This is a genomic window from Labrenzia sp. C1B70, from assembly GCF_000475395.1.
GTDB lineage: Bacteria > Pseudomonadota > Alphaproteobacteria > Rhizobiales > Stappiaceae > Roseibium > Roseibium algicola.
In genome coordinates this window covers 523,894-549,562 of sequence record NZ_AXCE01000012.1, presented here as the reverse complement: position 1 = coordinate 549,562, position 25,669 = coordinate 523,894, and the positions used below count along the sequence as shown (strand labels likewise).

The 25,669-nt window shown below is 59.2% G+C and carries 23 protein-coding genes and 1 riboswitch; of the genes, 17 read left to right on the top strand and 6 right to left on the bottom strand.

The annotated features are described in order from the left end of the window. The first annotated feature begins 182 nt into the window (after window positions 1-182). Complete coding sequence (gene sbmA / locus Q666_RS50815) at window positions 183-1,439, top strand: peptide antibiotic transporter SbmA (protein WP_023000637.1); 1,257 nt, start codon at window positions 183-185, stop codon at window positions 1,437-1,439. A gap of 105 nt (window positions 1,440-1,544) precedes the next feature. Next, the gene (locus Q666_RS50810; protein ID WP_051990128.1) at window positions 1,545-2,546 is read left to right on the top strand and encodes a DMT family transporter; all 1,002 of its coding nucleotides are present in this window, start codon (window positions 1,545-1,547) and stop codon (window positions 2,544-2,546) included. A gap of 231 nt (window positions 2,547-2,777) precedes the next feature. On the opposite strand, the gene Q666_RS50805 is transcribed toward Q666_RS50810, so the two are convergent. Beyond that, entirely contained in the window at window positions 2,778-3,185 is a 408-nt protein-coding gene (locus Q666_RS50805) for a hypothetical protein (protein WP_023000640.1), read from the bottom strand. Between the two features lie 20 nt (window positions 3,186-3,205). Then, window positions 3,206-3,442: an Lrp/AsnC ligand binding domain-containing protein gene (locus tag Q666_RS50800; RefSeq protein ID WP_023000641.1), complete on the bottom strand. Its 237-nt coding sequence runs from the start codon at window positions 3,440-3,442 to the stop codon at window positions 3,206-3,208. Between the two features lie 207 nt (window positions 3,443-3,649). Further along, window positions 3,650-3,760, top strand: a riboswitch (TPP riboswitch). Window positions 3,761-3,828: 68 nt separating this feature from the next. On the opposite strand from Q666_RS50800, the gene Q666_RS50795 reads away from it, so the two are divergent. The 5 genes from Q666_RS50795 to Q666_RS50780 all read left to right on the top strand — a co-directional run bounded on the left by Q666_RS50795 (window position 3,829) and on the right by Q666_RS50780 (window position 8,496). Further along, on the top strand, window positions 3,829-4,602 hold the full coding sequence (locus Q666_RS50795; protein WP_023000643.1) for a hydroxyethylthiazole kinase: 774 nt from the start codon (window positions 3,829-3,831) through the stop codon (window positions 4,600-4,602). A gap of 36 nt (window positions 4,603-4,638) precedes the next feature. Beyond that, on the top strand, window positions 4,639-5,445 hold the full coding sequence (thiD, locus tag Q666_RS50790; protein WP_023000644.1) for a bifunctional hydroxymethylpyrimidine kinase/phosphomethylpyrimidine kinase: 807 nt from the start codon (window positions 4,639-4,641) through the stop codon (window positions 5,443-5,445). Between the two features lies 1 nt (window position 5,446). After that, window positions 5,447-6,553, top strand: coding sequence for a TRAP transporter substrate-binding protein (locus Q666_RS50785; protein ID WP_023000645.1), 1,107 nt, complete (start codon window positions 5,447-5,449; stop codon window positions 6,551-6,553). Between the two features lie 33 nt (window positions 6,554-6,586). Next, window positions 6,587-6,925 carry a hypothetical protein gene (locus Q666_RS65940; RefSeq protein WP_152533354.1) on the top strand — a complete coding sequence of 113 codons (339 nt, stop codon included), beginning with the start codon at window positions 6,587-6,589 and terminating at the stop codon, window positions 6,923-6,925. Between the two features lie 224 nt (window positions 6,926-7,149). Beyond that, on the top strand, window positions 7,150-8,496 hold the full coding sequence (locus Q666_RS50780) for an OmpP1/FadL family transporter (protein WP_353608255.1): 1,347 nt from the start codon (window positions 7,150-7,152) through the stop codon (window positions 8,494-8,496). 70 nt (window positions 8,497-8,566) lie between these two features. On the opposite strand, the gene Q666_RS50775 is transcribed toward Q666_RS50780, so the two are convergent. Next, window positions 8,567-9,346 carry an SDR family oxidoreductase gene (locus Q666_RS50775; protein WP_023000647.1) on the bottom strand — a complete coding sequence of 260 codons (780 nt, stop codon included), beginning with the start codon at window positions 9,344-9,346 and terminating at the stop codon, window positions 8,567-8,569. Between the two features lie 269 nt (window positions 9,347-9,615). Between Q666_RS50775 and Q666_RS50770 the strand changes: the two genes are divergently transcribed. The 4 genes from Q666_RS50770 to Q666_RS50755 all read left to right on the top strand — a co-directional run bounded on the left by Q666_RS50770 (window position 9,616) and on the right by Q666_RS50755 (window position 14,429). Next, the gene (locus Q666_RS50770; RefSeq protein WP_023000648.1) at window positions 9,616-10,419 is read left to right on the top strand and encodes a UDP-2,3-diacylglucosamine diphosphatase; all 804 of its coding nucleotides are present in this window, start codon (window positions 9,616-9,618) and stop codon (window positions 10,417-10,419) included. Next, the gene (locus Q666_RS50765; protein WP_023000649.1) at window positions 10,416-11,465 is read left to right on the top strand and encodes a glycosyltransferase family 1 protein; all 1,050 of its coding nucleotides are present in this window, start codon (window positions 10,416-10,418) and stop codon (window positions 11,463-11,465) included. Before Q666_RS50770 ends, Q666_RS50765 begins: the two co-directional genes overlap by 4 nt. Before the next feature lie 198 nt (window positions 11,466-11,663). Further along, window positions 11,664-12,689 (top strand): threonine/serine dehydratase, encoded by a 1,026-nt coding sequence (locus Q666_RS50760; RefSeq protein ID WP_023000650.1) that lies wholly within the window; start codon window positions 11,664-11,666, stop codon window positions 12,687-12,689. A gap of 405 nt (window positions 12,690-13,094) precedes the next feature. Continuing rightward, on the top strand, window positions 13,095-14,429 hold the full coding sequence (locus Q666_RS50755; protein ID WP_023000651.1) for a globin-coupled sensor protein: 1,335 nt from the start codon (window positions 13,095-13,097) through the stop codon (window positions 14,427-14,429). Window positions 14,430-14,609: 180 nt separating this feature from the next. Here Q666_RS50755 and Q666_RS64945 read toward each other — a convergent pair whose 3' ends face one another. Then, the gene (locus Q666_RS64945) at window positions 14,610-15,749 is read right to left on the bottom strand and encodes a protein phosphatase CheZ (protein ID WP_023000652.1); all 1,140 of its coding nucleotides are present in this window, start codon (window positions 15,747-15,749) and stop codon (window positions 14,610-14,612) included. A 120-nt stretch (window positions 15,750-15,869) separates the two neighbouring features. On the opposite strand from Q666_RS64945, the gene Q666_RS50745 reads away from it, so the two are divergent. Continuing rightward, window positions 15,870-17,048: an MFS transporter gene (locus Q666_RS50745; RefSeq protein ID WP_023000653.1), complete on the top strand. Its 1,179-nt coding sequence runs from the start codon at window positions 15,870-15,872 to the stop codon at window positions 17,046-17,048. Window positions 17,049-17,182: 134 nt separating this feature from the next. Here Q666_RS50745 and dgcA read toward each other — a convergent pair whose 3' ends face one another. Together dgcA and dgcN are read right to left on the bottom strand one after the other, a co-directional pair. Continuing rightward, window positions 17,183-18,166, bottom strand: coding sequence for an N-acetyl-D-Glu racemase DgcA (gene dgcA, locus Q666_RS50740; RefSeq protein ID WP_023000654.1), 984 nt, complete (start codon window positions 18,164-18,166; stop codon window positions 17,183-17,185). Then, entirely contained in the window at window positions 18,163-19,176 is a 1,014-nt protein-coding gene (gene dgcN / locus Q666_RS50735; protein ID WP_023000655.1) for an N-acetyltransferase DgcN, read from the bottom strand. Before dgcN ends, dgcA begins: the two co-directional genes overlap by 4 nt. A gap of 125 nt (window positions 19,177-19,301) precedes the next feature. Between dgcN and Q666_RS50730 the strand changes: the two genes are divergently transcribed. The 5 genes from Q666_RS50730 (at window position 19,302) to Q666_RS50710 (ending at window position 25,666) form a co-directional block, all read left to right on the top strand. Further along, entirely contained in the window at window positions 19,302-20,450 is a 1,149-nt protein-coding gene (locus Q666_RS50730; protein ID WP_023000656.1) for an ABC transporter permease, read from the top strand. Between the two features lie 7 nt (window positions 20,451-20,457). Beyond that, window positions 20,458-21,267, top strand: a complete 810-nt coding sequence (locus Q666_RS50725) for an ABC transporter ATP-binding protein (protein ID WP_023000657.1) — start codon at window positions 20,458-20,460, stop codon at window positions 21,265-21,267. Between the two features lie 10 nt (window positions 21,268-21,277). Beyond that, entirely contained in the window at window positions 21,278-23,284 is a 2,007-nt protein-coding gene (locus tag Q666_RS50720; RefSeq protein WP_023000658.1) for an MlaD family protein, read from the top strand. A gap of 26 nt (window positions 23,285-23,310) precedes the next feature. Continuing rightward, complete coding sequence (locus Q666_RS50715) at window positions 23,311-23,916, top strand: ABC-type transport auxiliary lipoprotein family protein (protein WP_023014540.1); 606 nt, start codon at window positions 23,311-23,313, stop codon at window positions 23,914-23,916. A gap of 226 nt (window positions 23,917-24,142) precedes the next feature. Then, complete coding sequence (locus Q666_RS50710; RefSeq protein ID WP_023000661.1) at window positions 24,143-25,666, top strand: SH3 domain-containing protein; 1,524 nt, start codon at window positions 24,143-24,145, stop codon at window positions 25,664-25,666. The last annotated feature ends 3 nt before the right edge of the window (window positions 25,667-25,669 follow it).

The window sequence follows — 25,669 nt, the reverse complement described above, 5'->3', positions numbered from 1 at the left end:
CGCCCTTTCGAGGCGCCTTTTATCTTTCAGGCAGCAAGTTGACACCGGTAAAGCCCGGTTCTCAAGATTGTGTCTGTGGTTTCTTTTAAATAAACGTATGAATTATCCGGTTCTTGCCGCAATCTTGCGGTTCATCGGTGCGTGGCGCGAATCCTTCCGCTTCAAGAAATAGGATCCTCCCGTTGTTTCAGTCCTTCTTTCCCAAGCCCAAACTTTTCTTCCTGTCTGCCTTCCTCTGGTCACTCGCCGCAATCCTTGCCTGGTACGGGTTTGCTGAAGGACTGACAGAAACACTGGGCTTCGGCACGCCGCCACAGGGTGAGCAACCACCCATCGGGCTGCCCTATTTCGTCACACCTGATTTTCTTTGGTTCTATATCTATTACGGCATCTGCACGCTGCTCTTCGGCGGTTTCTGGTGGATGTTCTCTCGCGACCACCGCTGGCAGATCTGGTCGATCTGGGGCTCGTCCCTGATCATTTTCATGACCTACTACAGCGTTCAGGTGTCAGTCGCGATCAACAACTGGCGCAGACCGTTCTTCGATACGCTGCAAAACGCGCTCAATGGAGAGGAAAGCGGTGTCACCGCAGCAGACTTCTACAACCTGATGCTGATCTTCGCGCAGATTACATCGGTCTGGGTCATTCTCTATATCTTCACGCGCTTCTTCGTCAGCCACTACGTCTTCCGCTGGCGCACGGCGATGAACGACTACTACGTCGAAAAGTGGTCGAATGTGCGCCACATCGAAGGTGCCTCGCAGCGTATTCAGGAAGACACGATGCGCTTTGCTTCCATCATGGAAGGGCTTGGCGTTGCATTCATCGACTCGATCATGACACTGATTGCCTTCTTGCCGGTGCTGTTTGCGCTTTCAAGTCATGTCTCGTCCCTGCCGATCGTAGGCGAAATTCCGGCGCCATTGTTCACCGCGGCAATCATCTGGTCGCTGTTTGGGACGGTTTTGCTCGGCCTTGTCGGAATCAAGCTGCCCGGACTGGAGTTCCACAACCAGCGCGTTGAGGCAGCCTACCGTAAGGAACTTGTGTACGGGGAAGATCATGAAGATCGCGCCAATCCGGCGACCTTGCGCGAGCTGTTCGGTTTTGTCCGTCAAAACTATTTCCGGCTCTACTTCCACTATCTCTATTTTAACCTGGCCCGCGGCATTTACCTTCAGTCGGACAACATCTTCTCCTATTTCATCCTCATTCCGACGATTGTGGTGGGCAAGATCACCTTTGGTATCGTGCAGCAAATCCTGACGGCCTTCAGCCAGGTGTCCTCGTCCTTCCAGTTCCTGGTGAATTCCTGGACGACGATCATCGAGCTCCTGTCCATCTACAAACGTCTGAAAGGCTTTGAGGTCTCCATTGCCGAGCGGGAGCTCGCGGTTGCCGGCGGCACCACTCCTGAACCGGGGGCGCAAGCTTAAGGTCAGGTCTGCGCAAGACGTTCAAGCCAGTTTTCTGTCCCGGCGGTTCCGCGGTCCGACGCACCGCCCGTGGCTTCATGAAGAGCGCCGGGCCTGGAAGTTGTCATGGCGTTCTTGAGCCAGAAGTCCCGTTTCTCCGGACCTCCGGCGCCCACCGGGATGACCCGGCAGGCACCTCTTATCGGAATATCGCTGAAAGTGGCCTCCACCATGGTGTTCTTCGTCATGGCAACGGCCCTCAAGATCGCCGCCGAGACGGTGCCGATCGGTGAGCTTGTGTTCGCACGGAATTTCTTCGGGCTGTTTCCGGTGCTGATCATGGTGGCGATGCGCCGGGAGCTGGGGCTCGCCTTTAGAACGGCCAACCCGCTGGGACATCTTACCCGGGCGTCCGTCGGCCTGACGGCGATGGTTTGCGGCTTTACCGCGTTGTCTCTGCTGCCCTTGCCGGATGCGACGGCGATCGGATTTGCATCGCCGCTCTTCGTGGTGGTGCTGGCGTTTCTGCTCCTTGGCGAAAAGGTGCGGGTCTATCGCTGGAGCGCAGTCGGTGTCGGCTTTGTCGGCATTCTGGTTGTGCTGTCACCGCATCTGGGTGACGCGGAGTTGGATAGCAACTCGATGATCGGGGCCTTGATCGGCCTGACAGGAGCCGGCTTTGCCGCGCTCGCCATGATCACCGTGCGCAAATTGTGCGAGACGGAGCGCACGTCCACGATCGTTACCTGGTTTGCGGGCATGTCGTCCGTATTGTCGCTGCTCACGCTGCCGCTGGGCTTTCTGCTGCCGGGTCAGGCCTGGATCATTCCGGACCTGCCCACGGCAGGTCTGCTTCTGCTGATCGGCCTTGCGGGTGGTGTCGGCCAGATCCTGTTGACGCAGAGCTACCGGTTCGCGGATGCCTCCACCATTGCCCCGTTCGACTATGTCAACATGCTGTGGGCGATCATTGTCGGTTGGGTGGTGTTCAGCGAAACGCCATTGCCAGCAGTGGTGCTGGGGGCGCTGATCGTGATTGCCGCCGGTATTTTCGTCATCTACCGCGAGCACAAGCTCGGGCTGGACCGGACAAAGGCACGCCGGGCGTCATCGCCCTCGCGTTCGTAGGGGGAGACAAGAGGGCAGGTCCCGCTGTCTTCCCCCGTCATTCCGGACTAGCACTGCAGTGCTGTGCGCAGATCCGGAATCCAGCACTTATTTCGCGCCTTAGGCGCGGCATTAGACAAAGAGAGAAGAGTTCGCTTTGCTCACGCTGATGCGCTGGATCCCGGATCGGCGCGCAGCTTTACTGCGCTTGTCCGGAATGACGGCGAATGCGGGTGGCTTCCGAAATCGGCCCTACTGCGACTTGTATTCGAACCGCTCAACAGCGCTCTTGGTGCCGTCCTTGAAGATCAGCTGCACGCTGATCGACTGGGCCGACCCCAGGGGCAGCTCCAGATAGGGCTTGTCCTTCAGAACGACATTCTGGTTGTCCGGGTCACAGGCTTCCAGTTGCCATTCCTGCTCAATCGGGTCGTCGTTTAATCCGTAGAAGACATAGTCGATGCCGCACTTCCAGGATTCCAGGTGCGTGAAATAGATCAGCTCCTGGCCCTGCCAGTCGCGGAATGACACCCAGTTGGCCTTGGTCAGGTCCAGGATCTGCTTGATCTGCTCCGGCGGCATGCCTTGCGCGGACGCGGTCGAGCCGATCGGAGCAAGAGCGAGGGGCAGGCAAAGGGCGGCGATTTTAATGAGTTTCATGGAAATTTCCGGGTCTGAGTTCAGAAGGCCTTGAAGGTAATGATGGTTTTGGTGTCCTGAATGCCGTCGATCGGGTGGACCTTCTCGTTCACGAAGTGGCCAATGTCCGAACCGTCGTCGACATAGAATTTCACCAGAAGATCGTAGTCGCCGGAGGTGGAGTAGACTTCGGACGCAATTTCCGCATCGGCGATCGCATTGGCGACCTGGTAGGTCTTGCCCAACTGGCATTTGATCATCACGAAAAACGGTACCATGGGGCGCTCCGGGCAGTTGGTGTTTGAAGGGGGTGAACGTGTCACCTGAACCATCAGCCGGGCTGTTCGGTCAGCCAAACATGCCGGGCAACAGATTCACGAAAGCAGACTAGGACATCGCCTATCTCCTCCCGCCAGTCAATTGCCGAGTAGCCGCTCTGCACAAGCCGGGTCTTGCAATCGCACGGCCGGCTTGTTAGCAGTGCAATCATCTCATGGGGGTGCCCGGCCATCCTGGACCGGGCTGAGAGGCGGCCTGCCAACTCCTTGAACCTGATCCGGCTGATACCGGCGGAGGGATTTGAGATCATGATGCACACACCACTCCCTTCAACACGTCCTTTCCGGAATACCGGCAACGGGCTTTCTGTCGCAGGAGAGCCGTCATGAGCCTTTCCGTTGCTGCTTCCACGCAGGCCCTGAGCGCCGAACAGGTCTTCACCCTTCTGGAAAGGGTGCGGCAGAAAACGCCGCGCGTTCACGCCATCACAAACGCGGTCGCCCAGAGTTTCACCGCCAATGTGTTGCTTGCGCTCGGCGCGGTTCCTTCCATGACCATCGCGCGGGAGGAAGTTGCGGCCTTTGCCGGCGGGGCTGATGCACTGCTGGTGAACCTCGGCACCCTTGACGAGGAACGCCGTGCGGCCATTCCGCTAGCAATCGAAGCTGCCAGGACTGCCGGACGTCCGGTTTGTGTCGATCCGGTTTTCGTGAACCGGTCTCCCGTGCGCTGCGCCTATGCGCGCGATCTGCTGGGCCTCAAGCCGGATCTGGTGCGGCTCAATCCGGAAGAACTCAACGCTCTCCTGCCGGAGCGGGCAGATGCCGATGCATTGATCGAGGCCGGAACGGTTTTTGCGGTCACTGGCCCGGAAGACAGGGTCGAGAGCCGTGGCGAGGATTTCCTGCTGCGCAACGGCGATCCACTGATGTCACGCGTGACGGCCACCGGCTGTGCCGGCGGTGCTGTTCTGGCGGCGTTCCTGAGCATCGAAAAGGACAGGGCGCTTGCAGCTGCTTGCGGACTGTCCGTCTTCAACATTGCCGGCGAAATCGCGGCCAGCCGGTCAGGCGGGCCAGGCAGTTTGGTGCCGGAGTTGCTCGACGCACTCTATTGCCTGACTGACCGCGACATTGAAGCCCGTCTCAAGACCGGCTGACGCAGGCTTTTCGGCATCTACTCCCAGGAGGTTCCCATGACCGCAATTGCGGTAACCATTGCAGGATCGGATTCCGGCGGCGGAGCCGGCATTCAGGCTGATCTCAAGACCTTTTCCGCAAACGGCGTCTTTGGTGCCAGTGTTATTGCAGCCCTGACGGCGCAGAATACGCTTGGTGTCAGCGCCATCCATGATGTGCCGCCGGAGTTCGTGCGGGCCCAGATGACGGCCGTCTTTTCGGACCTTGCCGTCAAGGCGACAAAGATCGGCATGCTGTCGCGTGTCGATACGATCGAGGTGGTAGCTGAAGGGCTTCGGACACATGAGACAGGCCCGGTTGTGCTTGACCCGGTGATGGTGGCTGCCTCCGGTGACCCGTTGCTTGCCGACAGTGCGGTCGACACGCTGATTGCCTTGCTGCTGCCGCTGGCCGATATTGTTACCCCGAACCTGCATGAAGCTGCCCGCATGTTGCAGGGCGACGTTGCCGCGGACGAAACGCAAATGCAGGCGCAGGCAGAACGTCTGCTCGGTCTTGGAGCCAATGCGGTTCTGCTCAAGGGCGGGCACGGGTCTGGCGCGAATAGCGCTGATCTGCTTCTGGATCGCAACGGCAATGCGGTCTGGCTCAGGTCAGAGCGGATCAACACCGACAACACGCATGGCACCGGTTGCACCCTGTCATCCGCGATTGCCTCGGGTCTTGCCAAGGGGCAGGAGATGGAAGCGGCCGTCAGGTCCGCCAAGTCCTATATTCAGGCCGCCATCGCCGCTGCCGACACGCTTCACATTGGCAGTGGTCACGGGCCAGTCCATCATTTCCACGCGTTCTGGAGCAAGTGAGATGACCGATCAGCCAAAGACAGAAACCGGACGGATCAGCCGTCGCGGACTTCTGGGGGCTTCCGCCGCCGCCGGTGCAAGCGCGTTGGCCGCCCCGGCGGTGGCGCAGGAGCAGGCGACGCTGGAATGGAAGATGGTCACGTCCTGGCCAAAGAACCTGCCGGGGCCCGGGGTCACGGCGCAGCGCATTGCCGACAGGATCGAGCTGATGTCCGGTGGTCGCCTGCGCGTTCGGCTTTATGCTGCAGGGGAACTGGTGCCGGCTCTGGGCGTGTTCGAGGCGGTCTCGGCGGGGACGGCGCAGATGGCGCACACGGCCTCGTTTTTCTGGCAGGGCAAGATCCCGGCTTCGGTCTATTTCACCGCGATCCCTTTCGGTTTGCTGCCGCATGAGCATATCACCTGGATTGAGCAGGGGGGCGGCCAGGCGCTTTGGGACGAACTTTATGCCCCGTTCGGACTAAGGCCCGTAATGGCCGGCAACACCGGCGTCCAGATGGGGGGCTGGTTCAAGCGCGAAATCAACACTCTTGACGATCTCAAGGGACTGAAGATCCGCATGCCGGGCCTTGGCGGCGAAGTGATGCATCGGCTTGGGGCGACGCCTGTCAGCCTGCCACCTGCAGAGTTGTTCCAGGCGTTGGACAGCGGCGTGCTGGATGCGACGGAATTCCTGGGTCCCTGGTCGGACAGGGCAATGGGGTTCCAGAAAGCAGCCAAGTCCTACTACACGCCGGGGTTCCATGAACCCAACGGCACCGGTGAAGCGCTGTTCAACAAGGTGGCGCTGGAAGGTCTGCCGGAAGACCTTGGCGCCATCGTTCTGGAGGCCTGCAAGGCAGAAAACGGCCGCTCGCTTGCAGAAAGCGATTGGGAGAATGCAGGCGCACTGAAGCTCCTGCAGGAAGAGGACGGCGTTACCGTCCGTCCTTATCCGGACGACGTTCTGGATGCTTTGCGGGAGACTTCGGCAGTCGTGCTGTCCGAGTTCGCGAGCAAGGATGCGCTTAGCCAGAGGATCTACGACAGTCATATGGCTGCGCGGGCACGCCTTGCCCCCTGGAGTGACGTTGCCATGCGCCGCTTCCTCGAAGCTCGCGACAGCTAGGCTTGCCGCTTGAGGCTGCAAACAAGGAATGGAGTGCGGTCCTGGACCATCTCTTTCTGCGAGCCGGTGCAACCGACCGGTTCGCAGCTTGCAACCTGCCTTGCCGGAAAAGCTGTAATTGGCCGGACAGTGGCGCGTCGCCTGCTGACAAACTTCCTGACAAAAATTCAATTTCGAAAGGAAAGGCTACCGCGCAACGGTGTGCCGACGCGATTTCCGTTAGGAAAGGTGATTGGCGTTTTTACCAAGGAATATCAAGGAACTTGTCCTACAAAAGATCCACATTCCGTCACGAAACCTGTGGCAAAGCCGCAACGATTCACCGTTAAATTACGTTATCGGAAACTGACATTTCGGGTGCCTGTTTTTTAGGCAAATGTCTGAAAGTGTGTCGGTGCGATGACGAAGAGACTCTGAACCTGTCGTTTTTGAAGTGTTTTGAATGTCTACGCAGCAATACCTACCAGAAAAGCCGCGCATTTCGCATTGCAGCATGAAAAAACGACCGCATAACTGACGTAAATATTCAGTTGAAACGGACGGCATTCTCCTAAAACCCTGTCTCAGGTTGTCATCAAGCATCCGGTGGCTAGGGGATGGGAGGAAACTCAATGCCGTGGGTAAACAAGAAATCAGTTCTACTTGCTTCTACAGCTGTAGCTCTATCAATGGTTGCAGGTTCTGCGTTCGCAGGTGGGTTCGCACTTAGAGAGCAGAGTGCCTATTATCAAGGAATGTCTTTCGCGGGGAACGGAACGACGGGTGAGTCCATCTCCTCGATGTTCTGGAACCCGGCAACGCTGATTGGTGCGGGCAAAGGGCTTACGATTGAATCGCACAGTTCTTTCATCATGCCTGAGTCCGATATCGACGGAACCTTTACGCCCGGAGCACTGACAACCGTCAATGGTGCGACCAGCAGCACAGCGGGCAGCGGCGACATTGCATCGGATGCCTGGGTACCGTCCACCTACACAGCTTACCGCTTCAATGATCAAGTGGTGTTCGGCCTTGCCGTCAATGCGCCGTTCGGGCTTAGCACCAAACCGGAGCAGAACTGGGCAGGCCAGTATTATTCCCGGTCATCCGAAGTGTTCTCGGTCAACGTTAATCCGGCCATCGCCTATCAGATCAACGACATGTTCGCTGTCGGTGTCGGGGTCCAGGCGCAATATCTGCAAGTCCGGCTGAAATCGGCCTATCCGTTCTCCACCTCTGCGGCGACGACCGAGTTCAAGGGGGAAGGCTACGGCATTGGCGTCACCGCGGGCCTGACTGTGCGGCCTTGGGAGGGGACCGAGATCGGTCTTGGCTACCGGTCCGCGGTCGCCAACAATCTCGACGGGTCCTACATCAACCCGGGCGGGCGCTTTTTTGCCGGCATGACCCCGGTTTCCTTCGCGGGCAATCGTGCAGGCATCGAGGCGACAGTCGTCACGCCGGAAACCGTTACTCTGTCGGCAAGTCACCGCATCAACGATACCTTCAAGATCGCCGGTACGGTTGAATGGACCAATTGGTCCCGCCTGAAGACAGTTCATCCGAGCAGTGATGGCGGCACGGCAACCACCAATCCGACGGGTTTGCCAAACCTGGAATTCAACTACGACGACGGTTGGTTCTTCTCGGTGGGTGGCGAGTACAACTGGAACCAGCAGGTTACCCTGCGTGCAGGTGTCGGCTACGAGCTTTCGCCGATCGACGAGGCCATTCGTTCCACGCGTTTGCCGGACAACGACCGGCTGTGGTTGTCGGCCGGTATGACATGGTCTCCGTCGGACAATCTCGCTTTCGACATCGGCTACTCACACCTGATACCAGCCGACACCAAGATCGATATCTCGGGTAACCACCAGGACTACAATTCCAATATCGGTACATACACAGGCAAGGTCGACAGCCAGGTGAACATCATCTCGGCCGCGCTCAGATACACCTACTGAGCGGAAATCCGCTGATAAAAACAAACAAGGCCGGGGGAATCACTCCGGCCTTATTTGTTTCGGCAGGCCCTTAGAACGCCGCCGGATAGAGCCCGCCATCCATCAGGATGTTCTGGCCGGTGATGTAACCGGCGTGGCGAGAGCACAGGAAAGCGCAGGTCTGGCCGAACTCCTCGGCTGAACCAAAACGTCTTGCCGGGATTTCCGCTGCCTGTGCCGCCCGGACATCCTCGATGCTTTTGCCTGACTGCTGCGCGGTGCGCTCGAAGCCGCCTCTCAGACGGTCGGTGTCCATCTTGCCGGGCAGCAAGTTGTTGACCGTCACGCCGTGGGGGGCAAGCTGGCGGCAGACGCCGGCCAGGAATGCCGTGAGCCCCGCCCGAGCACCGCTGGACAGATCGAGACCTTCGATCGGCATCTTTACCGAAAGCGAAGTGATGTTGACGATGCGGCCGAAACCGCGCTCCTTCATGCCGGGAACAACCGCCTGGATCAGCTCGATGGGGGTGACGAAATTCTGCACCACACCTTCCATCAGCGCCGCACGGTCCAGCTCGGAATAGTCGCGCCGGGGCGGGCCACCATTGTTGTTGACCAGGATGTCCGGATCCGGGCAGGCCGCCAGAAGCGCTTCTTGTCCCTCCCGTGTGGAAACATCCGCTGCGATGGCGGCAACGCTCACGCCGAAGCGGTTCTGCAGCAGGGTGCGGGTTTCTTCCAGAACCGTTTCGTTACGTCCGTTCAGGACTATGTCGCAGCCTGCTTCCGCCAGTGCTTCGGCGCAGCCCTTGCCGAGGCCGCGGCTTGACGCACAGATGATTGCCTTTTTGCCCTTGAGGCCGAGGTCCATGAACGTTCTCCTTGATGCAGGTTGGACATGCTTTGTGGCTGGCAAAACCCGATGCTGTCAAATGCCGTCAGGGACATATGGAGCCGGTCAGCATCCGGCAAGATGTTCGTGAAGCAACGGAATGAAGTGAGGGAGGCCAATACCCGATCCGTGCCGGTGTTAATCATTAAGCTGGAAAACAAACAGGCCCGGGGAAGTCACGCCGTTTGTCATAATAGTGATACTTGAATCGCGTCTATAGCGCTCCAAAGGGAATTTGGAGAAGTGCTATGTCTACCGCTGAGGCATCGCGGCATTACCGGGCCTTGTTTATTTCCGACGTCCATCTTGGCACGCGCGGTTGTCAGGCGGAGATGCTGCTGGACTTTCTGAAGGACAATGAAGCCGAGACCATCTATCTGGTCGGCGACATTGCCGATGGCTGGCGTCTGCGGCGGTCCTGGTACTGGCCACAGCTTCACAACGACGTGGTGCAGAAGATCCTGCGCAAGGGGCGCAAGGGAGCCCGGGTCATCTATATTCCGGGAAATCACGACGAGTTTCTGCGCAGCTTCCTCGGTACGCATTTCGGCGGTGTGGAAGTGACCGACAGCATTATTCACGAAGCTGCCAACGGCAAACGCTACCTGGTCATTCATGGTGACCAGTTCGACGTGGTGATCCGCCATGCCAAGTGGCTGGCCTTCTTTGGCGACAAGGCCTATGTGACCGCGCTCGGCGTCAACACCTGGCTCAATGTGGTCCGGCGCCGACTCGGCCTGACCTACTGGTCACTGTCCGCCTGGGCCAAGTTGAAGGTCAAGAACGCGGTCAGCTTTATCGGACGTTTCGAAGAAGCCCTGTCCGACGAGGCGCGCCGGCAGGGCGTCGATGGCGTCATTTGTGGTCATATTCACCACGCCGCGGACCGTGATATGAACGGCATTCACTACATCAACACGGGTGACTGGGTGGAAAGCTGCACTGCGGTTGCCGAGCACCACGATGGAACATTTGAGGTGATCCGATGGGTGGACCGTACCCAGGAGGAGGCCGTGCCGGCGAAAGCCAAGGAAGCACCGGTCGCCGCATGAGTTCCATTCTGATTGTGACGGATGCCTGGCATCCCCAGATAAACGGTGTGGTTCGCTCGCTGGAGCGCACGGCCGAAGAACTGGAGAAGATCGGTGTGCGGGTGGAATTCCTGACCCCTCAGGAATTCACGACACTGCCGTGTCCGACCTATCCGGAAATTCGCCTGTCGTTGACCCATCGCGGCATCGTGCGCCGGAAGATCGAGGATTACGGCTGCGAGCATCTGCACATTGCAACGGAAGGCCCGCTCGGGCTTCTGGCGGCAAGCGTCGCCAAGAAGGCTGGGCGTCCGTTCACCACGAGTTACCACACCCGGTTTCCCGAATATGTTTCAGCCCGGCTGCCGGTTCCGCTGACCTGGTCCTACAGCTGGCTGCGCCGGTTTCACAATTCCGGCTGCGGCTGCATGGTCGCAACACGGTCACTGGAGCAGGATCTGCGTGACCGTGGTTTTACCAATCTGATGCGCTGGTCGCGCGGCGTGGATGAGCAGCAGTTCAAGCCTTACGAGGGTTCCGTTCTGCCAGCCGACCTGCCTCGCCCGGTGTTCATGTATGTCGGCCGGGTTGCAATCGAAAAGAACATCAAGGCGTTTCTGGATCTCGACCTGCCGGGATCGAAAGTGGTGGTCGGTGGTGGCCCGCAGCTCGACAGTCTGCGCCGGGAGTACCCGGGGGTGCATTTTACCGGTTCCAAGGTGGGCGAAGATCTCGCAAGGCATTATTCCGACGCGGATGTCTTCGTGTTTCCCTCACTCACCGACACCTTCGGCAACGTTATGCTTGAGGCCCTGGCCTGCGGCGTGCCGGTTGCCGCTTTCCCGGTAATGGGCCCGCTCGACGTCATCAGCGATACGGGGGCGGGTGTCTTGTCGGAAGATCTGCGCGAAGCGGCTGAAGCCGCGCTGGATATCCCACGCGAACATTGCCGGACGATTGCGATGAACTACACCTGGGCGGCCAGTGCACGTCAGTTCCTGGACAATTGCATTGAAGCCCAGGACATACACAACGCCCGTTCGACGCAGGGAAAAGCTGCCGAATAAGGCGGCTGCCCTGATGTGCGATGACGTCGCGCAGTGCGGCAAACGAAATTGACACCAAGACAAGTTCCCGCTGGAACTGCCCGCTTTCCTGTGAAAACACTTGCATCGAGACCCGGCCCTGAAAGGGGCCGAGGCATTGCCTTGTACGCTTCTGCGGCAGGCCTCCGAGCAGTTGTTTGACGTTTAGAGCGAGTTCCGATGACGAATATGCAATCGCTGCCTGTGTCTGAAGCAGGTTCGAAGTTGGCTGGTAAAACCGTTTCCATAGAGGATGTTGAAGCCGCAGCGGAGAGGATCCGAAGCGAGGCGCTGGTGACACCGCTTCTGAGGCATCCGTTGCTGGATGAGGTAACCGGGGCAACCGTCGTCGTGAAACCGGAAAACCTGCAACGCAGCGGCTCGTTCAAGTTTCGCGGGGCCTTCAACCGCCTCAGCCTCATCCCGCCGGCAGACCGACCCAGAGGCGTTGTGGCCTGTTCGTCCGGAAACCACGCGCAGGGCGTTGCTGCAAGCGCGCAGCTGCTCGGCATGCCCGCAACCATCGTCATGCCGTCCGACGCTCCAAGGATCAAGCTGGAGCGCACACGCGGCTACGGGGCGACCGTCATCACTTACGATCGTGAGACCGAAGACCGGGACGCGATTGCAGGAGACCTGTGTTCCAAGTCAGGAGCGACGTTTGTCCACCCCTACAACGATGTCGGTGTCATCGCAGGGCAGGGTACAGTCGGACTGGAGATGGCAGCCCAGGCAGCTGCGCTGGGCCTGCATCTGGACGATGTGCTCGCCTGCACCGGCGGTGGCGGATTGTCCAGCGGCATTGCCCTGGCGCTGGAAGCCAAGTCGCCCGGTACGGTCTTCCATACTGCTGAACCGGAGCTGTTCGACGACTACAAGCGCTCGCTTGACGCCGGTGAGCGGCTTTCCAATGCCGTAAAGACCGGCTCTGTCTGCGATGCGCTCCTGTCCGATTCGCCGGGTGATATCGGCTTTTCAATTCTAAGCCGCGTAGCGGGCGAAGGCGTGACTGTCACGGACGAGGAAGCTCTGGCTGCCGTCGCCTTTGCGTTCACCGAACTGAAGCTCGTCGTTGAGCCCGGCGGAGCCGTTGCACTTGCAGCACTTTTGGCCGGAAAGCTGCCTTTCAAGGGCAAAACCGTCGGTATCGTTTTGACGGGCGGAAACATCGATCCACAAATGCTAAAGACTGCGCTTTCCCGTTAACGCGCCTTTAGGGGGCTACCCGCTAGAGCGGTTCCACAAGCATGACTTGCCGAAGTCGGGTGGAGGAGACCGGACCAGGCAGTCCTGTTTGCCTTTTCGTCGGGACGGCGCGAACAGGGCTGCTGAAAATTGAATTCCAGCGTGGATTGCCAGGCAACGGCGCCGCGTCTTCTCCTTTCATCACCTGAACATTGCCAGCGTACCGATGCATCGAGCATGGCGCGGAACGCCTTGTTGTGCCTTTCAACAGCCCACTTGGGTTCGCGAGGGAACAGGTGACACGTGCTTTATTGAATCAGGATCTCCTGCCTCTTCACTGTGAGGCTCGGAGGTCCGGCAACTGAAGAGCGATCAGCTCACGGGCCCGTCAAACCGGACCTCCATCGGCTGATCCAAGAGGCATTCATGCAGACAAACACCTTGAAAGATCGGCTGAAGTTTTTCCGTTTCACGGACGAGGATCGGGCTGTGGCCCAGTCCATGTGGCCGGCAATCAAGGAAGCCTTGCCGAGCGTTCTGGACTGGTTCTACGCACACGTTAAAACCGTGCCGCATCTGGCGGCACTGGTCGGCAACCAGCAGTCGCGCCTGGTGAAGGCACAGATGAGCCACTGGGAAGGGCTGTTTGCAACGGGCCCGGATGAAGCCTACCACGAGCGCGCTGTGCAGATCGGCCTCACACATGTGCGGATCGGCCTCGATCCCAGCTGGTACATCGGTGGTTATTCCTTCGCCCTCACGCAACTGACGGAGACGGTCCTGAAGAAGCGCTTCATGTCGACGGGCAAGCGCATTCGGGCCATGCAGGTGATGACGAAGCTGGTCATGCTGGACATGGATGTCGCGATCTCCACCTATCACGAGAAAATGGTGGCAGACGCCGTCGGACGCGAGACCGAACTGAAGGCTGCTATCCAGGAATTCCAGGGCGTTCTGGGCGGTACGGTCGGCACGCTTGGCGCGGCATCCGAACAACTTGAAGTGTCTTCGGGCAGTCTGCGCCGCGAGACGGGCTCCATCGGAGAGCGGATGGTCAAGATGGACAATACGTCTGCCGAAACCGCAAGCGGTGTCCAGTCAAGCGCGACGGCAACGGAGGAAATGTCCGCTTCCATCACCGAGATCGGTCGCCAGGCAGGCCAGTCCCGCGAGATGGCGCTGAAGGCCGTGGAAGGTGCACGCAGCACAAACGCTTCCGTAACGAAACTTGCCGGCTTCGCGGATCAGGTCGGATCAGTGATCGGGCTGATCTCTGAAATTGCCGAACAGACCAACCTGCTGGCACTGAACGCCACCATCGAAGCGGCGCGTGCCGGGGACATGGGCCGCGGGTTTGCGGTTGTCGCAGCCGAAGTGAAGGAACTCGCCAGCCAGACGACCAAGGCGACGGAAGAAATCACCGAACAGGTCGCCAGCATTCAGCAGGCGACCAGACAGTCTGTGCAGGATATCGAAGGCATCACCTCGATAATCGGTGCCCTGTCCGAAATCGCGACCGGCATTGCCTCCGCGGTGGAGCAACAGGCGTCGGCAACGGCAGAAATCTCGGCCAACGTCCAGATCGCTGCACAGGGCACCCAAGCCTTTACCGACGAGATTACCGCTGTGCGTGGGTCGGTCGAGAATGTCGAGGGGGCTGTCGGCACCATTCAGGACATGTCGACGGCGCTGAAAGACCAGGCCGGCCAGCTTGGCCTTCAGGCGGAACAGTTCTTCGCCAAGATCAATTTCGGCCGCTGACCGCCACCTTGCTGTCCCGGCCTTGCGCCGGGACCTCGGAGGCAAAGGGTCTTCCGCTCGCGCGCCCCGGCTCTGCGAACCCGGAAATCCGTAGCGTTCCATCCGCAAGAATCGATAGGAGAGGCAACAAAAAAGGCGCCGTAACGGGCGCCTTTTTCGAAAATCCTGCCGGATGCAGACTTAGTTGAAGAGTGCCTGGCGCTCGGCTTCGGACAGCTGCTTCAGCGGATCTTCGCCATCTTCTTCACTGACTTCCTCGGTCAGCTCCCATTCGGCGTCGGCCTCGGCTTCGTCTGCCGCTTCATGAGTGCCACCACCCACTTCGCTGTCGAACAGGCGTTCGATGGCAGCTTCATCCAGAGTGGCGTCCGGGTCGGCACCGGCGAATTCGTCGTCTTCTTCCTCGTCGTCGGCAGCAGGAGCGGAGGCGAACATGTCGTCGATAGCGGCTGCGTCCATCGGCTCGTCACCGCCGGCCATGATGGCATCGACGTCGGCTTCGCTTGCCATGATGGCATCAACATCAGCTTCGCTGGCATGCTTCGGAGCTTCTGCCGGGGCTGCTTCTGCGCCGGTTTCCTTCAGTGCGGCGTCAAACACGTCGTCGCTGACGGACATCAGCTCATCGACGTTGTTCTGGGAAACGCCGCCCGCAAGCTGCGGGCCGTTCAGGAGATGTGCATCCGGACGAGTGTCGACCGGGCCAGCCGTTGCTTCGGCTTCCAGCTCCTGGATGCCCCAGATGTTGATCATCAGGTTGATGCGGCTTTCAAGATAGCGCAGTACCTGAACAACCTTGTTGGTCCGCTGGCCGGTCAGATCCTGGAAGGAACAGGCCATGAAGATTTCGGTCGCCTTGGCATCGATGTCGTCGCACACGGCATCGTCCGCACCATTCTCGCGCAGGACCCAGGCCTTCTCCTGAATCTGCTCTGCAGCTTCCAGAATGGATTGGGTCGCGCCTTCGGTCTGGGTGACGATGGCATCGAGTTCGTGAGAGGCGTCGACAAAGCGGTTGCTTTCCTCGCCTTCCGCCTTGATGTTGGCAATCTCGGCCTTGGTACGCTCGATAGCCTCGTGCATGTCGGCAATGTCGAGACGGATCTTGTCGAGATCCGGCACCTTGCGCTGCCGGGTCATCATTTTCTCTAGCCGGCCAATCGCGGTCAGGATCTCGGTGGTTTCCGGGGTCTTGTTGCGATTGAGAAACTCTTTCAGAAACCTGCGCCCGCGATCGGACTCCATCAGGGTCTGTTCGAGAGTCTGGTATTCGGCTTCGCCGATCAGCTCCGGCTGTTCCTGTGCTGCTTCCGCTTTCATGTGGACGCGAATCTCAACTTGCCTAAGGGTCGTTTATTGCCGTAACACGGACAACTTCGCCCCCAAGGTAAGGCGGAAAACGTTAACATCCTTTTAGGGCGCTACTTCGCCCGGTATCCCATGTCGCTCGACCGTTCCAGTATCAGCAGCCGTGTCTCGGCCCTGTTCGCCAGCCATTTCTTCGGCGTTGGCCTGTTTCTGCCGTTTATTCCGGTCGTGCTCGGGTTTCGCGGGCTGACAGCGGCTGAAATCGGATTTGTTCTGGGGATAGGCACGATTGCCCGGATCGCGGCAAGTCCGCTTCTGTCGAATCTCTCCGACCGCACCGGGCAGCGCCGTCTGTCGATCCTGATCTATTCGCTGGCCGCCGCGTTTTTCATCGGGCTCTACTTTCTGCCGTTAGGGCTGGTGTTCCTGTCCGTCGCGGTGATCGGCTACATGGTCATGAATGCGCCGGTGGTGCCGCTCAGCGATGCCTATGCGCTGGATGTCCAGCGCAATACGGGAGCGGATTACGCCCGCATGCGGCTATGGGGTTCAGCCGGTTTCGTGTTTGCCAGCATCTTCGGAGGTTCGTTGGCTGCGGAAGGTACGTCCTGGCTCATCGTGGTTGCCGTCGGCCTTGCGTCCCTGGCAACGGGTGCTGTTGCCATGTCGCTTCCCCGGCAAAAACGTGGTGAAACGCCTTCCGAAGCGGCTGACGGGACTTCGGACGACCACAAGGACACGCCGTTCAAAAGCGTCTGGTTCTGGCCGTTGTTGATGGTGCTTGGATTGTACCAGGCGAGCCATTCAGCCTTTTACGGCTTCGGGACGCTCTACTGGCAGGCGATGGATGTGCCTGACTTTGCGATCGGTCTCTTGTGGGCGACGGGTGTTGCGGCTGAAATCGCCCTGTTCACGGTTGCCGGAAAACTGGCGCAACGGTTTGATCCGCCAATCTTTCTGCTGGCTGCCGGGGTGGCGGCAACCTTGCGTTGGCTGATGTTCCCCTTCGCCGACACGCTCCCCGCCATGGCTGCCTTGCAGACTTTGCACGGCCTATCTTTTGGCGCGGCCCATCTGGGGGCCGTCGCGATCCTTGCACGGGTCGTGCCGAGCCGTTGGGCGGGAACGGGGCAGGGGCTGCTAGCGACTTCCGTGGGCATCCAGATGGCGATCGGCCTCAGCATTTCCGGCGCCATTTACGAGATCAATCCGGACTGGCCCTTTTTCGTGATGTCCGTGGTTGCGGCAATCGGCACGCTGTTGACACTGGCGATGACGCCAATGCTGCGAAATCGCATGGCGGCGGAGTGAGGTTGGGGAATGTCCGTATTCTCCTGCTGAAGAGGGATTTCAGCGCCCTTCGATAGTCCAGATACGCATGCCCACAAAAACGCCGGCCCAATGACAAGGAACCGGCGCTTTTCTTTTGTTCAGGGCTGAAGTTCTTACCCCCACAGCTCCGGCTGAGGCGGATAGAGCGTGCTGCCTTCGAACTTCAGTCCCGGTGAGCGGTCTTCGGCCAGGAGCAGAGGTCCGTCGAGGTCGACAAAATCCGCCTTCTGGGCGATCAGGACGGCAGGCGCCATCGCGAGAGACGTGCCGAGCATGCATCCGACCATGACCTTGAGATCCTGGGCGCGCGCTTCATCGCAGAGCTTCAGCGCAGCCGTCAGACCACCTGCCTTGTCGAGCTTGATGTTGACCGCGTCATATTTTGCGCGCAGCCCATCGATGCTCTTGCCTGGATGAAGGCTTTCGTCCGCGCAGATCACCACACGCCGCTCGAGCCCAGCCAACAAGCCATCGTTCTTTGACGGCAATGGTTGTTCGATCAGGGCAACGCCCGCAGCTTCGCAGGCGGCCATGTTGATCTCAAAGCAGCTTTCGTCCCAGGCTTCGTTGGCATCGACGATCAGGGTGCTGTCAGGCGCGGCAAGGCGTACGGCGGCAATCCGCTCGTCATCACCGGGGCCGGCAAGCTTGATCTTCAAAAGCGGGCGGTGAGCTGCTGCGCGGGTCTTTTCAGCCATCTTTTCCGGCGTGTCGACGCTGATGGTGAAGGCTGTCGTGACCGGCTTTAGCGGACCGACACCGGCAATGTCCGTTGCCGGTGTTCCGGATCGTTTTGCTTCCAGGTCCCAAAGAGCGCAGTCGACGGCATTGCGGGCTGCTCCGGCGGGCATCGCCTCCAGAAGCTGTTCCCGGCTGAGGCCGTTTTTCAAAAGGGGCGCGATTTCCTCGATCTGCGTCTGAACGGTTTCGAGCGATTCGCCGTAACGCGGATAGGGCACGCTTTCGCCATGGCCGGTTGCCTTGCCGTCACTCAGGGTGACGACCACGACCTGGGCATGGGTTCGGGTCTCGCGGGAGATCCTGAAACCTCCCGCGATTTCGAAGCGTTGCGCTTCGATGCTGACCTCAAGGCTCATGGCGCACCGAATTCCGCCGAAACCTTGTCAACGATGGCTTCCATGCCGTAGCGGACCGGATCGGTTGCCGGCAGGCCGTGCTTTTCGCCGACCTTTGCCAGGTAAGCGAGGGCCTCATCGTCATCGAGTGCGGTGGTGTTCACCGCAATACCGACGCAGCGGATGTCCGGATTGGTGAGTTTGCCGCAGGCAATGGTCATGTCGATGACCTGCTGGATCGTCGGCAGTGCCGCCTCAACGCCGCGCATCTTGGTGCGTGTCGGTTCATGGCAGACGATGAAACCGTCCGGCTGGGAGCCGTGCAGAAGACCAAGGGTGACGCCGGCGAAGGACGGATGGAACAGCGAACCCTGGCCTTCGATGATCTGCCAGTTATCGGGATCGGTCTCCGGAGAGATCCACTCGGCAGCTCCGGAAATGAAGTCGGCAATTACCGCGTCGAGTGCGACACCGCGGCCGGAAATGAACACGCCGGTCTGGCCGGTGGCGCAGAAGGTGCTGGAATAGCCCCGGTCGTTCATTGCCTTGTCCATGGCAAGGGCGGTGTATTTCTTGCCGACGGAACAATCGGTACCCACGGCCAGGATTCGTTTGCCGGCGCGTTTGGTGCCCTTGCCGGTGGCAAAAGCCATGCTGCTGTGGCGCACGTCATGGAGCAGTCGACCGTTCCGTTCTGCGGCTTCCTTGATTGCCGGCACGCTGGCAAGGCGCACATGGAGGCCGGAAGCGACGTCCATGCCGGCATCGAGTGCTTCGACGACAGATTCGACCCAGTGCTCCGGCAGGCGACCACCGGCATTCACAGCTCCGATGATGAACGTCTTGGCGCCAGCTTCCGCCCCCTCTGCAATCGACATGTCGGCAAGGCCTGTGTCGGCGGCGCATCCGGGCATGCGGACCTGGCCCAGGCACCAGTCCTTGCGCCAATCGACGATGCCGATCGCGGTCTTGGCGGCGAGGGCATCGGGAACATCACCGAGAAACAACAGGTAAGGACGTGCAATTTCCATGGATTAAGCTTTCAAGTGGCTGCTGGAGGGTTTACCAACTTCATGGTGAATGACGGTTGGTATTGAACTTCTCCATCAGGTATACGAGGGATGGTGAACCAGCGGCAAGAGGGCAGCCAGCCGGAATGGCATTCTTGGAAAAAAACATCGCACCGGAGATGGTTCTGGAAGCAGACGGGCCGGATCATCAATACCTTGCCCTTTCCGGCGACTGGACTGTCAGCACAATCGCCGACGCAGAAAAAGAGCTGAACAGCCTCACGATCGACAAAAAAAGCCTGACCTGCATCGATGTGTCCCAGATCGAGCATCTGGATACGAGCGGCGCCTGGCTGATCCACCGCACGCGCGGCCGACTGGAATTCGAGGGACGCAAGGTTGGCCTGACCGGTGTCTCTCCTGTCCGCCAGACCCTGTTCGAGGAAATCGAGAGCCATCATCCTCCGAGATACAAGCCTGACAGGAACGGATTTTCGATTGCCGGCTTCCTGGAAGCCACGGGCCGCCAGATGGTGGACGTCTATCACGACGCCCTGGCGATGCTGCATATTCTCGGCTCACTCGGCCTGGTTCTGTCGACAGTTCTGCTGCAGCCCAAACGCCTGCGCAGCATATCGATCGCGGTTCAGTTCGACCGGAGCTGCATTGGAGCCGTGCCGATCGTCGCGCTGATGAGTTTTCTCATAGGCGCCATCATCTCGCAGCAGGGCGGCTTCTACCTCAGGCAATTCGGTGCAGATATCTTCGTGGTCGACCTTGCAGGCATCCTGGTCCTCAGGGAAATCGGCGTGATCCTGACCGCCATCATGGTGGCAGGGCGCTCGGGATCCGCCTTCACGGCGGAACTTGGGGCGATGCGGATGCAGGAGGAAGTCGACGCACTGCATGTGATTGGCCTTAGCGTGACTGAAGTCCTTGTTTTGCCACGAATTCTGGCGCTAATGATTGCTCTGCCGATCCTGACGTTCATTTCGGATCTCGCGGCGCTGCTGGGGTCCGGCATCGTGACATGGGCCTATCTGGATATACCACCGGCCGCCTTCTTGACCCAGTTGCAGGCGGCAATCACGATCAATACGCTGGTCGTGGGTCTGGTGAAGGCGCCTTTCATGGCACTGATCGTCGGCCTGATTGCCTGTGTGGAAGGGCTGAAAGTCGAAGGCTCCTCCGAATCTCTTGGCCGTCACACCACCATGTCGGTGGTGAAAGCGATTTTTCTAGTCATCGTGGTGGATGGTTTCTTCGCCATATTCTTTGCCGCGATTGGAGTTTGACCGACCGATGACGCCAAGCCAAAGCGTGACGCCTGCAAAAGAGACCGCCGCGACGGGCGAAAAGTCGGACAATGTCCTGTCCGTGCGCGACATCACCGTTGGATTCGGTTCCAAGATCATTCTGCAGGATCTCGACCTGGATGTGCGCCGGGGCGAGGTGCTTGGTTTCGTCGGTGGATCGGGAACCGGCAAGTCGGTGCTTATGCGCACCATCCTGGGCCTGACTCCCAAGCGAACCGGGCAGATTTCGGTTTTCGGACACGACCTGTCGACCGCGAGCCCGAAGGAACGCACGGCAATCGAACGCCGCTGGGGGGTGCTTTTTCAGCAGGGCGCGCTGTTTTCCTCGCTTTCGGTCAAGCAGAACATTCAGGTGCCGATGCGGGAGCACCTGAAACTTTCGCCGCAATTGATGGACGAACTGGCGACCCTGAAACTGGAACTGGTCGGGCTGCCGCAAGATGCCGCCGACAAGCTGCCGTCTGAACTTTCAGGGGGAATGATCAAAAGGGCCAGCCTGGCTCGCGCCCTTGCACTCGACCCGGATTTGGTGTTTCTGGACGAACCGACGTCCGGACTCGATCCGATCGGGGCGGCGGCCTTTGATTCGCTTATTGCAAATCTCAGTTCGACCCTCGGACTGACGGTTTATATGGTCACCCATGATCTTGATAGTTTGCATTCTATCTGTGATCGGATTGCTGTTCTTGGGAAAAAGCGGGTTCTGGCCATCGGCACGATGGACGATATGATGAAAAATGATGATCCCTGGATTAAATCTTACTTCAGGGGTGAACGGGCCCTGCGCCGAGTATAGGTTGGACTGAATGGAAACCCGCGCGAACTATATTCTGATCGGCGCCTTCATGGTCGCAATCCTGATCGGTGCGTTCGGCTTTGTGTATTGGCTCGCCGTCACCGCGGAATCCAGGCAGAATGTTGAACTGAAAATCGTCTATCCCGGACCTGTGACGGGGCTTCCGGTCGGGGGGCAGGTGCTTTTCAACGGCATCAAGGTCGGCGATGTGAAATCGCTGGACTTTGCACCGGGGGATCCGACCAAGGTTGTGGCCACCGTTGGCATCAAGCCCTCGACGCCCTTGCGCGAAGATACCAAGGCAACACTGAATTTCACCGGCCTGACAGGCGTCGCCTATGTCGACCTCAGTGGCGGATCATCTGAATCGCCGCTTCTGCTGAGCATGGCCGACGACCAGGACGAGGACAAAGTTCCGGTCATCTACGCCGAACGGTCCTTCTTCGATGACATCGTGGATGGTGCCCGCGATGTTCTCAAGCGTGCGGATTCGACCATGAAGACGGTCGACGACCTGCTGAAGGACAACGGCCCCGCAATAACCGAGATCGTCAACAACGCCGAGACCTTTTCCGCCGCGCTGGCCGCCAATTCCGATGGCGTGAAGGATTTCATGGCCAGCATCGGCAAGGCTTCCGATGCGTTTTCCAGCCTGTCCGGCCGGCTTGAGACGCTGGTGCAGGAAGGTGAACGCCTGCTGGCTGCCGTGCCTTCCGACAAGGTCACCGCCATTGTCGATGACCTTTCCAAGTTTTCCGCAAGTCTCGGCAAGGCCAGCAGCGACATCGATCTCCTGATGGCCGATGCCCAGAGCGCGGCCAAGGAACTGCAGACCTTCACGGTGAACCTGAATGAAGGGCTGGATCGCGTTCACAAGATTGTTGGCGCGGTTGATCCTGAAGATGTGCAGAAGGTGGTGCAAGGGGCCGCAGCCCTTGGCGAGGTGCTGCAGAAGCGCACCGGGGACATCGACAAGCTGATCAGTTCCACCAGCGAAACCATGCAGAACGTCAATGCGGTGGTGGAAAACATCCGGAACCAGGAAGGCGCGATCAAGGATATCGTGCAAGGCGGGCGTGATGTCGTGGTCAAGGTGGATGCCATCATGACGCGCGGCGTGGAAATTGCCGCTGCCATTGATCCGCTCAAGGTCGAGGAAGTGGTTGCCAATGTCAGCACCTTCACCGACAGCCTCAATGCATCGCTGGGTAAGGTCGACGAGCTTGTGGCGAGTGTCGATCCGGAGAAGGTCAGCAAGGCCGTCGACAATGTTTCCAGCATCATCGACAACTTCAACAATCAGCAGACACAGATCAACGAGATCATCGCTTCGACCAAGTCCACCGTTCAGAACTTCGAGGCGGTTTCAGCGACGGTTCGTGGCCAGGATGACCGGATTGCGGCGCTGATAACGGATGTTCAGGCGGCGGCCGAACGTTTTGCGACGACGCTTCAGACCGCGAATGACCTGATGAAGGCCGTGGATCCGGAAAAGGTTGCGAATATCGTCGGTTCCGTCGAAACGGCGACAGCAGGTCTTGCAAATCCGGAAGACGGCATTCCGGCCATCCTGGAAAGTGCCCGCAAGGCTGCGGACAACGTTCAGCAGATGACGGACGATCTTTCGAAGCGGACACCTGACGTCGACCAGATCATCACCGATGCCAAGCAGATGACCGCGACGCTGAATTCCACCTCGGTGCGCGTCGAAAGCCTGGTCGAGAAGGTTTCCACCATGGTGGACGGCGATGGTGAAGGCTTGATCAAGGAAGCGACTTTGGCCGCGCAGGCAATCCGCAAGGTTGCGGTTGCGTTTGAAAGCCGGGCAGATTCGATTGCCGGCGGGCTCTCCAAGTTTGCGACCCAGGGCTCTGCGGATTTCGCTGCGGCGCTGGCGCAGGTTAACCGGACACTGATCTCGATCCAGCGGGCGGCGGAAAGCTTTGAACGCAGTCCGAACCGGGTGATCTTCGGCGGTGAAGATGTGCCGACATATTCCGGCGGGCGGCGCCGGTGAGACTGAATGTGCAGAGGCAGGGGCGTATGACGAAGGCAACCACTGACATGACCCGCCGGGGCGTCCTGACCGCTCTCGGGCTCGGCGTGCTTGTGTCCGGATGCGCCAGTTCCGCGCCGTCGGCCTACTACAGCATCGGTGCGGCCGACGTCGGTGGCCTACAGGGCCGGTCCAGCCGCGTTCAGGTTCTCGTTTCCGCACCCCGGGCGCTGAAAGCGCTCGACACCAGTTACATCGCGGTTGTCGACAAGGGGCCGGTCTACAGCTACTTCCCGGATTCTGCCTGGGCCGACACGCTGCCCAACGTGGTGCAGCTGAAACTGGTCGAAACCCTGCAAAACACCAACCGCCTGCGCGGGGTTGGCCTGCCGGGCGACGGCCTGCTGATCGATTATCAGCTCCAGACGGAAATCCGTGCCTTCGAACTGCAGGTGGCGGGTGCCAATCGAGGTGTCGTCGAAATTTCGGCCCGCATCGTCAACGACCGCAACGGTCGCACAGTTGCCAACAAGGTCTTCCGGGCGGAAACGTCTTCCGGCAGCACGACCGTCGACAAGGCGGTCGAGGCCATGAACGCTTCAGCGGACCGGGTGTTTGCAGAAATGGCTGCCTGGACGCTGCAGAACGTCTGAGGCGGGTACCCTTAACAGCCGCAATTGGGAAACCTTATCCGCATGTTGCCTCCGGCTCTCATGCGGCGGAGAATGATCCTCGTTCTCCGGTGTGCGCTTGTCTGCTTGATGCAGTCTGAAATCCAGCGTCCTGAAAAAATAATCGTTGCCGTCTTCCCTATCTGGGGGCAGTGAACAAGGCGGCTGCCTGCTAGTCAGGTGGCCAATGTTCAACGTGAGACGAGACATGACGAGAGTTGCGGGTGATCTCTGGTGCAAGGCTGGTGCCGTGCTTTTCATTATTCTGCTGGGGGCGTTTTCCATGCCCTTTGCAAATGCAGCCGACTTCAGGCTGCGGCCGGATCTCGAGCCGCACCTGAGAAGCCTCAAGCTTATCTATCCCCCTGAAGGACCGCACAGCGTTCTGGCACAGCTTCCGAACTTGGAAGACGGGGAGGTTGGGCAGATCGATCAGTTTGCGCTTTATCCTGCGGAACCGGAAATGGGAACGCATGTGATCGAGCTTTCAGGCCCGATCGTGAAGGGCGATGCCGGCAAGTTGTCTGCCTTTCTGGACAGCATAAGTGGCCCGTCGATGCGCTACCTCGTTTTCAACAGTCCTGGTGGCGATTTCCTCGAAGGGTTCAAGATCGCTGACAGCATCCGGTACAATCTTGAAAGTCAGGACCCGGACATCGGTGGCGTCTTCGTGCTGAAGAACACCAGCTGTGTGTCTGCCTGTGCTCTGGCATTCTCCCTGTCCGTGGACATGGTGCACCCCTTTGCCAGCGATGCCCGCTACGTTGAAAAAGGTGCGGAGCTTGGCTTTCACATGGCATATCTAGCCGGAAATCAGGGCGCGCAGGTCGAGCGTATCGACAAGATCCTGGCCTTTGGCTACCAGGTGACCGAACAATACAGCAAGCTGATTGGCTTCAACATCAATCCGCCTGAACTGATGATGGAAGCCCTGAAGCATTCGACGGCAGACAGCTTCTTCTATCTGCGCGGCGGAATTAACACCTGGAACCTCGGCTTTTCTCCCGTTTCCAACGAAGCTGAAGCAAACCTTGTCCATGTGGGAGATGGTGTCGAATACGATGCCAACGAAATCTGCAACACCGTCAACGTGGCAGGGCGATCCTTCAAGGCCTACTACGAGGTCGCCGACCTGTTTCAGTTCATGAACTCGGAGTTCTCGCTTTCGGACTTGAAAGCTTTGAAAGGCAGAACGGCAACCCTCTATACCGATACGTTTTCCTGCCAGCTGTCGATGACGCCAGAAGGGGCTCTATCCGTTGCACTCTGGCGCGGCAAACCTCTTTGTCTGCAACAGGGCCCCGGAAACGAGGAGGTCAACGGTGGCTTGCAGGGCTGGTGTGCTTCCAGGAAAGTCTTTTCAGCCCCTGTAACGCTGGGACTGATGGGGAACGTCCTTGGGTGCTCGGACAACAGGCTTGTTTCCAAAAACAGCTGGGCTGGCGAAAACGGTGGCCCGTCCGGCCGGGTGAAAAGCAATGTGAATTTCCGCTCCAGCCCTGATGTGGGGGGGCAGGTACTGGGTATGTTGCCTGCCGGCGCCACGCTCTCCTTGACCGGTTGCATGATCCGCGGAGACAAGGTCGGCATCTGGTACCAGGGTCAGTTCGAAGGGCAGACAGGTTGGGTCAGCGCCCGATACATATCGCCGAACCTTTACTACGAAGCCGGTCAGTTTCTGCCGATTACGCGCCGGGTGAAGCCATCCTGGGAGGGGTCCTCGGAACAATAGACG

Bases quoted from the DNA above. Each gene is read 5' to 3' on its own strand.
- Q666_RS50765 (WP_023000649.1), top strand. From the start codon at position 10,416: ATGAGTTCCATTCTGATTGTGACGGATGCCTGGCATCCCCAGATAAAC.
- Q666_RS50715 (WP_023014540.1), top strand. From the start codon at position 23,311: ATGACGAAGGCAACCACTGACATGACCCGCCGGGGCGTCCTGACCGCT.
- Q666_RS50785 (WP_023000645.1), top strand. From the start codon at position 5,447: ATGACCGATCAGCCAAAGACAGAAACCGGACGGATCAGCCGTCGCGGA.
- Q666_RS50760 (WP_023000650.1), top strand. From the start codon at position 11,664: ATGACGAATATGCAATCGCTGCCTGTGTCTGAAGCAGGTTCGAAGTTG.
- Q666_RS50780 (WP_353608255.1), top strand. From the start codon at position 7,150: ATGGGAGGAAACTCAATGCCGTGGGTAAACAAGAAATCAGTTCTACTT.
- Q666_RS50745 (WP_023000653.1), top strand. From the start codon at position 15,870: ATGTCGCTCGACCGTTCCAGTATCAGCAGCCGTGTCTCGGCCCTGTTC.
- Q666_RS50755 (WP_023000651.1), top strand. From the start codon at position 13,095: ATGCAGACAAACACCTTGAAAGATCGGCTGAAGTTTTTCCGTTTCACG.
- Q666_RS50810 (WP_051990128.1), top strand. From the start codon at position 1,545: ATGGCGTTCTTGAGCCAGAAGTCCCGTTTCTCCGGACCTCCGGCGCCC.
- Q666_RS50800 (WP_023000641.1), bottom strand. From the start codon at position 3,442: ATGGTACCGTTTTTCGTGATGATCAAATGCCAGTTGGGCAAGACCTAC.
- thiD (WP_023000644.1), top strand. From the start codon at position 4,639: ATGACCGCAATTGCGGTAACCATTGCAGGATCGGATTCCGGCGGCGGA.
- dgcN (WP_023000655.1), bottom strand. From the start codon at position 19,176: ATGGAAATTGCACGTCCTTACCTGTTGTTTCTCGGTGATGTTCCCGAT.
- Q666_RS50720 (WP_023000658.1), top strand. From the start codon at position 21,278: ATGGAAACCCGCGCGAACTATATTCTGATCGGCGCCTTCATGGTCGCA.
- Q666_RS50775 (WP_023000647.1), bottom strand. From the start codon at position 9,346: ATGGACCTCGGCCTCAAGGGCAAAAAGGCAATCATCTGTGCGTCAAGC.
- Q666_RS50730 (WP_023000656.1), top strand. From the start codon at position 19,302: ATGGCATTCTTGGAAAAAAACATCGCACCGGAGATGGTTCTGGAAGCA.
- Q666_RS50770 (WP_023000648.1), top strand. From the start codon at position 9,616: ATGTCTACCGCTGAGGCATCGCGGCATTACCGGGCCTTGTTTATTTCC.
- Q666_RS64945 (WP_023000652.1), bottom strand. From the start codon at position 15,749: ATGAAAGCGGAAGCAGCACAGGAACAGCCGGAGCTGATCGGCGAAGCC.
- Q666_RS50725 (WP_023000657.1), top strand. From the start codon at position 20,458: ATGACGCCAAGCCAAAGCGTGACGCCTGCAAAAGAGACCGCCGCGACG.
- Q666_RS50795 (WP_023000643.1), top strand. From the start codon at position 3,829: ATGAGCCTTTCCGTTGCTGCTTCCACGCAGGCCCTGAGCGCCGAACAG.
- dgcA (WP_023000654.1), bottom strand. From the start codon at position 18,166: ATGAGCCTTGAGGTCAGCATCGAAGCGCAACGCTTCGAAATCGCGGGA.
- Q666_RS50710 (WP_023000661.1), top strand. From the start codon at position 24,143: ATGACGAGAGTTGCGGGTGATCTCTGGTGCAAGGCTGGTGCCGTGCTT.
- Q666_RS50805 (WP_023000640.1), bottom strand. From the start codon at position 3,185: ATGAAACTCATTAAAATCGCCGCCCTTTGCCTGCCCCTCGCTCTTGCT.